Annotated in this window: 9 protein-coding genes; 4 read left to right on the top strand and 5 right to left on the bottom strand. The window is 30.7% G+C overall.

Translation table 11 applies throughout. From position 1 onward, the window contains the following. Nucleotides 1-1,002 (bottom strand): galactose mutarotase (locus ACMOUI_RS12870; RefSeq protein ID WP_418966097.1); only part of this gene is annotated, 1,002 nt, incomplete at its 3' end. Next, nucleotides 999-2,171, bottom strand: a complete 1,173-nt coding sequence (locus ACMOUI_RS12865; protein WP_418966096.1) for an ROK family transcriptional regulator — start codon at nucleotides 2,169-2,171, stop codon at nucleotides 999-1,001. The genes ACMOUI_RS12865 and ACMOUI_RS12870, both read right to left, overlap by 4 nt. A gap of 556 nt (nucleotides 2,172-2,727) precedes the next feature. Here ACMOUI_RS12865 and ACMOUI_RS12860 point away from each other — a divergent pair. The 4 genes from ACMOUI_RS12860 to ACMOUI_RS12845 all read left to right on the top strand — a co-directional run bounded on the left by ACMOUI_RS12860 (nucleotide 2,728) and on the right by ACMOUI_RS12845 (nucleotide 6,556). Beyond that, complete coding sequence (locus tag ACMOUI_RS12860) at nucleotides 2,728-3,915, top strand: galactokinase (protein ID WP_418966095.1); 1,188 nt, start codon at nucleotides 2,728-2,730, stop codon at nucleotides 3,913-3,915. Next, nucleotides 3,915-5,402 carry a UDP-glucose--hexose-1-phosphate uridylyltransferase gene (galT, locus tag ACMOUI_RS12855; RefSeq protein WP_418966094.1) on the top strand — a complete coding sequence of 496 codons (1,488 nt, stop codon included), beginning with the start codon at nucleotides 3,915-3,917 and terminating at the stop codon, nucleotides 5,400-5,402. Before ACMOUI_RS12860 ends, galT begins: the two co-directional genes overlap by 1 nt. A gap of 65 nt (nucleotides 5,403-5,467) precedes the next feature. After that, nucleotides 5,468-5,752 carry a GIY-YIG nuclease family protein gene (locus tag ACMOUI_RS12850; protein ID WP_418966093.1) on the top strand — a complete coding sequence of 95 codons (285 nt, stop codon included), beginning with the start codon at nucleotides 5,468-5,470 and terminating at the stop codon, nucleotides 5,750-5,752. Nucleotides 5,753-5,767: 15 nt separating this feature from the next. Then, nucleotides 5,768-6,556: a sulfite exporter TauE/SafE family protein gene (locus tag ACMOUI_RS12845; protein ID WP_418966092.1), complete on the top strand. Its 789-nt coding sequence runs from the start codon at nucleotides 5,768-5,770 to the stop codon at nucleotides 6,554-6,556. 60 nt (nucleotides 6,557-6,616) lie between these two features. On the opposite strand, the gene ACMOUI_RS12840 is transcribed toward ACMOUI_RS12845, so the two are convergent. Genes ACMOUI_RS12840 through pepD form a run of 3 tightly spaced genes read right to left on the bottom strand, consistent with a single transcriptional unit; the run spans nucleotide 6,617 to nucleotide 10,180 of the window. After that, nucleotides 6,617-7,444 (bottom strand): DMT family transporter, encoded by an 828-nt coding sequence (locus ACMOUI_RS12840; protein WP_418966091.1) that lies wholly within the window; start codon nucleotides 7,442-7,444, stop codon nucleotides 6,617-6,619. Nucleotides 7,445-7,497: 53 nt separating this feature from the next. After that, the gene (locus ACMOUI_RS12835; RefSeq protein WP_418966090.1) at nucleotides 7,498-8,691 is read right to left on the bottom strand and encodes a hypothetical protein; all 1,194 of its coding nucleotides are present in this window, start codon (nucleotides 8,689-8,691) and stop codon (nucleotides 7,498-7,500) included. A gap of 19 nt (nucleotides 8,692-8,710) precedes the next feature. After that, nucleotides 8,711-10,180 (bottom strand): beta-Ala-His dipeptidase, encoded by a 1,470-nt coding sequence (gene pepD / locus ACMOUI_RS12830; RefSeq protein WP_418966089.1) that lies wholly within the window; start codon nucleotides 10,178-10,180, stop codon nucleotides 8,711-8,713. Nucleotides 10,181-10,371: the final 191 nt, after the last annotated feature.

Here is a 10,371-nt window from a genome sequence, read left to right as displayed (position 1 = left end):
ATCATTAAAAATAAATGTTGTAAAAGTTTTATAACTTAAATTTTTATTGTAAATTTTAGCTTTTTTAGGCATAAAGTTAAAAATATCTGGATAATCTTGCATTTCAAAACATATTCCATTATGTTTTTTATCTAAAAAATTTCCTGTATATATAACAGCCACTGGTTCGCTAGATTTGACTTTTATAGATCTTCCAGTTTTTTCATCCTTTAACTCTATGTCATACTCAAATTTTTTAGAAAGTTCAAAAGGATGGTCTATTCCTCCTCCTACAATTTTAACCTGCTCATGATTTGACTCTAAAATATCATCTAATTTTTGAAATTTTTCAAACTCTATAAAACTACTCTCTTTTTCTATCTTTAAAGGAACTGTATTTTCATCTACCCAACCATATCCATTTGCATTTATTTTCAATAGATTTTCTTTTATATTTTCTTTTCCATTACCACTTAAATTAAAATATGTGTGATTAGTTAAATTTAGATATGTATCTCTGTCACTCTCTCCAAAATACTCTAATTTTAATTTATTTTTTTCCAGAGTGTATATAACCTTAAAATCAACCTCTCCTGGAAATCCGCTTTCTAAATGTGGACTTTTATATGTCAATGTTAAAATTGCCTTTTCTCCATCAGCTTTTAACTCTCCTTTCCACACCTTACTATTTAATCCATCAGGTCCACCATGTAAATTATTTCCTCCATTATTCTTTTCAAGTTGATATATTTTATCATTTATTTTTAAAATTCCATCCTTTGTTCTTCCAGCTACTCTTCCTGTTATACAACCATAAAAATACTCATTTTTCTCATACTCACCTAAAGTTTCATATCCTAAAACAATGCTTTCGTACTTATCTTTATTATCAGCTATTTTTAAAGATTTTATTATTCCACCAAGGGAGATAACTTCCAAGTCCACATACTCATTTTTTAAATTGTATAAAAATACCTGTTCCCCTTTTGAAGTTTTACCAAACTCTTGAATACTTAATTTCAAATCTCATCCCTCCATATATTTTTTTTAAACAGATTATGTCTTACAACAGATATTGGATTGTAGGTATGCATCTTATCCAATATATTTGAAACTGTTAAATCATATTTTTGCTCCTCTAACGTCACTTTTTGTAGCTCTAATTTCAATGTATTTAAAAGCAACTTCTCCTTAAATAGCTCACCTACTAATATTATTTTATCTGGATTTATTAAAGAGATTATCATATCTATACTGTGTGCAATTATTACCATGGCCTCAGTACTTATTTTTGTGCTCAAAAAATCCCTCTCCTTAACTCCATCTATAACATCTAAAATTCCAATCTCTCCCTTTGAAGTTAACTTTTCTTTTAAAGAGCTATAGTTATTTAACTTTATCATGGATACCAATCTGTTTATAATGGCTTTATTGGATGCTTCTGCTTCTAAGCACCCTCTTTTTCCACAAGAACATCTTCTTAAACTGCTTCTATCCATTACCACATGTCCAATCTCTCCAGATATAAATCCATGACCTGACAATAGATTTCCATTTACAAAAATGGAACTTCCTATCCCCTCTGAAACATTTAATACCACATAGTTTTCACTCTCTTGAGCACTTCCAAAATATCTCTCTGTCAATGCCATAGCTCTAACATCATTCTCAACTAAAGTTGGAATTTTAAACCTATTTTCTATTTTGTCTCTTATATCTATTTTTTTTCTCTTGTAATGAGGTGAAAATACAATGATTCCTTTTTCTGAGTTTATAAGCCCAGTTATAGCCATTGATATAACTTTAATTCCCTTTTCCTCTTTTAGCTCTCTATCAATAATCTCCTCTAAATATTCGCTTAACTCCTTAGTTTCATCTATTTTATAGTTTTTACTTTTAAATATCTCTCCAGCTATATTTCCAATAGACACTACTAAAGATGTTGGTGTTAAAGACATCCCCAATATTTTTCCCACCCAATATTTATTCAAAGATAAATCAATGGCCCTTCTTCCACCAGTTGACTCTCTTTGAGCCACTTCTAAAACTATTCCACACTGTAGAAGAGGCTCTATTGATTTGGTTATTGCTGCTGGTGTCAAATCTAACTCCTCGGCTATTTTTTTTCTAGATATTCTATTTTTATTTTTTATCATTTCTAAAATTCTCAATTGAGATTGTGTAAATTCCATCTATTCCGTTACTAGATACTTATAAAACTCTATAAAATTTTAAATAAATTATATAGAAGTACAAAGTACCATTTTTTATCCATAGAATACTATTTCGGCAGATTATTTTATCTACTCTAGTTAATTGGCTCTCTATCTATTCTTCTGCTATCTTATCTGTAATCCGATAAAGATTATTGTTTCTGATATCGCTTGTTTTTCTATGAATGAGCCTTATTTTATCACATAAGTTTCACACTTTTTTGGCTCTTTTGGTAACGGTTATTCACCTCCTTAAATTTTTCATATTTTTGTGAAACCTATTTTTGACGTCTTCAAAGTAACTTTCTATGACTTATTGAGTTTTCATTTAACTTTTTTTAAATAGTATCATCTCTCACTTTATATAATTTATAATACCTCTATATAAGAGTTTAAGTCAATGTATTTAACAAGAACTTTTTTTACTTTTTTAATTAAGTTTGTTCTAAAACTTCATTTTTACTTTTAAGTAATCCATTTTTAAAGTATACTCATATCAAAATAGACAAACACACTTAAAAGGGGAGAATAACTTATGGAACTTATTAGAAACTTAGTAGAAAATTTTAAAAAAGAGTTTAAAAAAGAGGAAAATACTCCAGTGGAAGTTTTCTTTGCACCAGGTAGAGTTAACTTAATCGGTGAGCATATCGACTATAATGGAGGAAAAGTTTTTCCATGTGCTCTAGACTTTGGAACTTATGCTGTCACTAATAAAAGACAGGATAGAATCTTTAGAATGTACTCTGAAAACTTTAAAAATTTAGGAATTATAGAGTTTTCGTTGGATTCTCTAATATATGATAAAAAAGATGATTGGGCTAACTATCCTAAAGGGATTATAAAAACTTTCTTAGATGCTGGTTTTAATATAGATAGCGGATTTGATATTTTATATTTTGGAAATATTCCTAATGGAGCTGGTTTATCATCTTCAGCTTCAATTGAAGTTTTAACCTCTGTTATTTTAAAGAACCTATTTAATTTAGACATTGATATGGTTGAAATGGTTAAATTAAGTCAAAAAACTGAAAATGAGTTTATAGGAATAAATTGTGGTATTATGGATCAATTCTCTATTGGAATGGGGAAAAAAGATCACGCTATTCTTTTAGACTGTAACACACTTGAATATAGTTATGCTCCATTTATTCTAAAGGATGCTTCTATTGTTATTGCTAACACTAATAAGAGAAGAGGGCTTGGAGAATCTAAATACAATGAAAGAAGAGCATCTTGTGAATCTGCATTGGAGGATTTAAAAGATGGTGGACTAAACATCTCCTCTCTTTGTGATATGAATATGGAGATTTTTGAAAGCAGCAAACACCTTATAAAATCTCAAGAGGCCATATCTCGTGTTAAACATGCTGTAAGTGAAAATGAAAGAGTTTTAAAAGCTATGGAGTGTTTAAATAGTGGAGATATCACTACTTTTGGAGAGCTTATGAACGGTTCTCATATCTCTTTAAGAGATGATTATGAGGTGACTGGATTTGAACTTGATAGTCTGGTTGAAGCCGCTTGGGAAGAGGATGGAACAATTGGTTCTAGAATGACTGGTGCTGGTTTTGGTGGATGTACTGTATCTCTAGTTAAAAATGAAGCTATTGAAAACTTTATTAAAAATGTAGGTAAAAAATATAAAGAAAAAACAGGTTTAGAAGCTGCATTCTACATTGGAAATCCAGGGGATGGAGCTAGAAAGTTAGGTGATTTCTAATGATTTTCTCTTTAATTCAGGAACTTTTAAATTATGGTTTAGAAAAAAATTTAATAGACTCTTCAGAGGAGATTTACTCTAGAAATTTGATTTTGGATATCTTAAATCTTGATGAATGGAGATATGAGCCCGTAAAAAATAATAGAGATATTGAAATAATACTCTTAGATATTTGTCAATGGGCAATAAAAGTTGGTTTAATAAATGACTCCCCAGCTGAGATGGAACTTTTAGATACAAAAATAATGAACTCTATAACTCCAAGACCGAAAGAGGTTATAGAGAAATTTAACAGTGACTTTAAAATATCACCTGAAATAGCAACTGCCAACTATTACAATTTTTCTAAAAATACAAACTACATTAGAGAAGCTAGAATAAAACGAAATCTTCATTGGTTTTCTAAAACTCCCTATGGAGATTTAGAAATCACTATAAATTTAGCAAAACCTGAGAAAGATCCTAAGGATATAGAGAGAGAAAAAAATATGCCTAAATCTTCATATCCTAGTTGTCTTTTATGCTTAGAAAATGTTGGTTATAAAGGTAGATTAAATCACCCTGCAAGACAGACACATAGAGTTATTCCTGTAAATTTAAAATCAGAAAACTGGTATTTTCAGTTCTCACCTTATGTTTACTACAATGAGCACTCTATTGTATTTTGTGAAAGTCATAGACCAATGAAAATGAGTAAAGATACTTTTGATAGACTTCTTGAATTTGTGGAGGTTTTCCCTCACTATTGTATTGGGTCTAATGCTGATCTTCCAATAGTTGGTGGATCTATTCTATCTCATGATCACTACCAAGCTGGTAAACACACTTTCCCAATGGAAAAAGCTTCTATTGAAACTGAATTTACTATAAACGATTTTCCTGAAATTACTTGTGGAGTTGTAAAGTGGCCTATATCAGTTATTAGAATCTCCTCTAAAAATAGGGAGAAGTTATCAGAAGCCGCTGAGTATATCTTTAAAAAATGGAAAGAGTATAGTGACAAAAGTGTGGATATTTTAGCATATTCAGAGGATACTCCTCATAACACTGTAACGCCTATCGCCAGAAGAGTGGGAGATGAGTTCCAAATTGACTTAGCATTAAGAAATAATAGAACCTCTTTAGAACATCCTATGGGAATATTCCATCCACATAGTGAGGTTCATAATATTAAGAAGGAAAATATCGGTCTTATTGAAGTTATGGGACTTGCTATTTTGCCTGGAAGACTTCAAGAGGAAATGATTCTTTTGGAAAAAGAGTTAAAAAATCCAAACTGGAAATCAACTTTAAAAGATAACCCTACTCTTAGTAAACATTACGATTGGATTAAAAATATAGTATCTCAAAGAGATGAAATTATAACTTTAGATATTTTAAAAGAGGAGATTGGAAAAACTTTCTCCACTGTTTTAGAACATGCAGGTGTCTTTAAAAGAGACCCAATTGGAAAAAATGCTTTCCAAAATTTTATTAATACACTATAATGTAAACTACTAATGCCCTGTTTTTTCAGGGCATTTTTATAAAAAATCATTATAATGAGGATGATATGAGTTTAAATAAAAAATGGTATGTCTATATTTTAAGATGTAAAAATAATTCTTTATACACTGGAATCACTACAGATGTTCAAAGAAGATTTGAACAACACCTATCAGGAAAAGGTGCTAAATATACCAAAGTTCATAAACCAGTTAAAATAGAGGCTATTTTCGTACATGAAAATAGGTCCTCAGCAACTAAAGAGGAACTTAGGATAAAAGGTCTCCCAAAATGCCAAAAAGAACTGTTGTGCAAAATATCTTTTAATGATATACTCAAAACAAATAATTGAGTAGGGGGCGTTTTAATGTTAGAAACCTTTTTTTCAGAGATTTCTGTTATTAACTTTATGTTTTTAGCTTCAGCTTGTTTTTGTGCTGCCTTTGTAGATGCAATAGCTGGCGGAGGTGGTCTAATTAGTTTACCCGCATTTTTAGCGGCAGGTCTTGATCCACACATGGCACTTGGAACAAATAAATTAGCTGCTTTTTTTTCAAGTAGTGGAAGTGCTTTTAAATTTGCTAGATCGGGAAAAATAAACTGGGATTTAATAAAATATCTGATTCCATTCTCCTTTATTGGAGCTATCTTAGGTGTTAAAGCGGTTATACTAATAGATTCTAAATATCTATATCCAATTGCTTTTGGTCTGTTAGTTTTTGTTCTTATCTATACTTTAAAAAATAAAAACTTAGGTAATCACGACAATTTTCAAGGGGTGAACTCTAAAAATTTAAAATTGGGAATACTTATGGCATTCTCTCTTGGGTTTTATGATGGATTTTTTGGTCCTGGAACTGGATCATTTATAATATTCGGATTCATTGAAATTTTTAAATTAGATTTCATCAGAGCAAGTGGAAATGCTAAATTCTTGAATTTGGCTAGTAATATCGCCAGTGTTATCACATTTATATACTATGGTAAAATTGCCTATATGTACGCTCTTACAGTTGGTATTGTTATGCTTATCGGTGCCAATGTTGGTGCTAAAGTAGCAGTTACAAAAGGAACAAAATTTATAAGACCAGTTTTTCTTATTATAACAACTATTGTTACAGCCAAAATGGCTATAACTTTTTTACAACAACTATAATTAGTTACTAAATATCATAGGTGTGGATGTGGCTTTGTCCCCATCCACACTTTTTATTTCCTATTTTTTTAGTAAAATATCAATTAAAGTTCCCAATAGAATAAAAGTGATTCCTATAATTACCACTTCAGAGGGAATCTCTCCCTTCCCCAAATAAACCCAGATGGGATTTAATATAGGTTCCACTAAACACATAACTAATGCCCTTTCCACTGGAATCTGTCTAAGACCTTTTACATAGTAAGAGTATGACAGTCCAGAGATAACAATTCCAGAAATAATAAGAACGTAGACATCTGCCAATGATTTTGGTGGTGGTGTACAATAAACAAATTGTGCCAATCCACAAAATGTAGCTGCAATAATATTAACTAAAGCCATTACTCCCAGTGGATTTCCCTTTTGTATTTTTTTTAAACTGACAGAATAAAATACAAATGATAGTCCTGTAATAATACCTGTTAGAATTACTATTTTACTTTTCCCTTCAATGCTTCCCAATATATTCAATATAATCCCTATAACAATACAGAAAAAAACAACTAATTTAGCGATAGAAATACTCCTATTTTTATAGGTGTTATAAGCTATCATATAAACTGGTGCTGTATATTGCATAGAGATTGCCATTGCTGCACTGGAAATTTTTGTTGTTAATGCCAGTGCAAATAGGAAAATTGCCATAGATATTCCAGCGAGGAAAATATATTTTATTGAATAGATTTGATCCTTAGTAATATAAGGTAATAGGACAATTCCCCCTGCTAAACTACGAATTAAAGTTATCCATAAGGCATTTGCATCCACACTTTTTATCAAAAGACCACTTAAACTCCAAATTAAAACTGCTAACATAATTAATATGCTTCCATTTTCTTTTATCTTCATAATTTTATTTCCTTAAGTATATTTAATTATAATTATATTTGCTAAATTTTTTTCTATTTTATAAAATTAACTAAAATTCCCGCAAAGATAACAGAACCTAAAGTCACTGTTGTAAATCCTCCCACAAGCATTGTGGGAATCATTGTATTTGTTAGAAAATCTTTTTCCTCATCTGTTTTTGCAAGAACTTGAATCGCTTCATTTGTCAATAAAAAGTTAACTGGAAATCCAATTAAACAGTTTAATGCTATTGCAAAAGACATTTGCCAATTAATTTTTAAAAACTTTCCAGCCACAACTCCTCCAATTCCCATCCCTATGATTCCTAATCCAATCAAAACTACCAATGGAACTATCAACCCTATAATCTCCTCTAATGAGCTATTAGTTAGTCCACCCATAACTCCAACCAAGGATGCTATTACGAAAAATCCAAAAGAGTTGGCTTTCTGTAAAGATTTTCTTTCTAAATATCCCATCTCTCCCCCAATAACTCCAAAAAATAGTGCAAATATCGTAGGAGAGATACTAAACTCTATCCCAAAATAATTAAAAATAACCCCTGTTAACTGGGAAACCATTATTGCAAAAAAGCCTACAAATCCAAGTAAAAATAGATAGGTTGATGTATCCATATATCTCTCTGGGATAAAAAATCTTTTTTCTGTTTCTCTCTCTTCCGCTGCTGCCATCTTTAACTCTCCAGCTCTAAATGCATCTAATCTTCTTATTGTTTCACTTCTTAATAGACTAGGTAAGATAAAATATACAGGAAGCTCTTGAAGAGCTAATAATAACAGTGCAATGGTTGAAAGATGTGGCAAACCTTTTGTCAATGAAGCTTTAGACATTTCAAAAGCTGCTACAAATCCACCGGCAATAGGTGGAGCTGCCACAACTGCTGTATCCCAACCAAAAATTATACCTCCTACTGGTAACACAATTGCTGCTATACCTAAAATGGCTCCCACTCCAATTAAAACTGTCTTCCATTCCTTTTTTAAAGTATGAAGACTCAATGAACATCCCATATTTACAACAATTACAACAATAATTACATCTGTTAAAGACTCTGAAAAACCAGCTAAATCAATGACATTTGTAGGTAATAATCCAAGCCACACAGTTGGTAATAAGAGAAGTAGAAATACCAAAATAGATGGTATAATGGCTCTAGTTTTTATTGAAATAAACTCTCCAAATGCTAAAAATCCCATCAATATAAAAAATGCTATGGCTGGGTGCATAAGACCTCCTCCTTTAATCTCACTCTAAATTTTCCAACAGTTTTAATAAAAAATTATAACTTTTATTGGTGGATAGTACGCTCACTCTCTCATATGGAGAGTGTAAATCCCAAATATTAGGACCTATTGATATCGCATCCATATCTCTAATTTTTAGTGAGAAACATCCACACTCTAAACCACCATGTATAACAGATACCTCTAATTTTTCTTGAAACATATCTTCATAGGTTTTAATTGCTATCTCTCTAAGTTTTGAATCTACTTTATATATCCAACTTGGATAGGGTGCAAAATCTTTTACCTCTCCTCCCATTCTTTCCCCTAAAGTTAAAATTTTATTATAAATATATTCCACATTCTCTTCAAATACCCCTCTTATTTCAGTCACTAAATATGCAAAATCACCTTTAATAGTAACTTCACCAAGATTACATGAGCTTTCTACAACAGATAAATCTACAAATTTTTCAAAGATTCCATTTGGAGACAGTAAAATACTATCTATTATTTTTTTAGTACTTTCTTTAGTAAGAACTCTCTCCACTGTCTTAATCTCTTCGAGATTAATGAAAAGATTAGGTTCTACCGATGCATATATTTTTCTCATACTCTTTTCAAATAACTCCAAATTTATTTTAACAGTGGCATAATCATCTTTTGAAATAACTAAAACAGCACTTGCCTCTCTTGGAAGAGCCAATCGAAAACTTCCACCATTAATATCAGATATTGTAAAAGGAACTATTTTCTCAATACCCTTTAAAAACCTAGCCAATAGTATATTTGCATTTGCTCTTCCCTTTTCAATATCTTCTCCTGAATGTCCTCCTACTAAACCACCTACACTGATTAAATATCCTATCTCTCCATTTTCCTTCTCTCTATAGATCACCGGTATTTTTAATTCTGCACCTCTTCCTCCACTGCTTCCAGCAATTAGATTATTATCCAATGTATTATCCAGATTTATGACTCTATCTGTATTCATAAGCCAAGATTCTGAAATATTTAAAGCTCCATTCATATCCTCCTCTTCAGCAGTAGTTAGAATAACATCTATCTCTGGATGTTTTAACTTCTTGTTCTCTAAAATTGCCATTATCATGGCTACTCCGACTCCATTATCTGCTCCTAAAGTGGTTCTATTTCCTGTGGATAGAATATCATTATCCAACTTAGTAATAATTGAATCTTTTTTAAAATCATGGGCCACTTCTGGGAGTTTTTCACAAACCATATCTAAGTGTGCTTGTAAAATAATTGGTTTTTTATATCTATAACCATCTGATGCCTTTTTTCTAATAAATAAATTAAAATATTGGTCCTGAATTACTTCCTGTAAATCCCTTTCTTTTGCCCAGTTCATTATAAAATCACTAATCTTTTTTTCAGAATAACTTCCGTGAGGAATCTCACAAAGTTTTAGAAAATAAAAAAATGTTTTATTTTTTTCAATGAGCTCCTTTAATGATTTCTCCAATACCATATTTACCCCCTTTTTTTAATAAGGTGTCAACATTATATCTATAAAATAATATATAAAATATCTGTAATAAGATTTTTTATAGATTAATATCGATATTTTATCTAACATATTAAAAGTGCAATTTAGTTGTTCTGATAATATAAAAAGGTTCAACACCTTGGTGTTGAACCTTTTATTTAACTCTATTACCA

Source organism: Cetobacterium sp., from assembly GCF_048470075.1.
Lineage (GTDB): Bacteria > Fusobacteriota > Fusobacteriia > Fusobacteriales > Fusobacteriaceae > Cetobacterium_A.
This window is presented reverse-complemented; position numbering and strand designations above follow the sequence as displayed.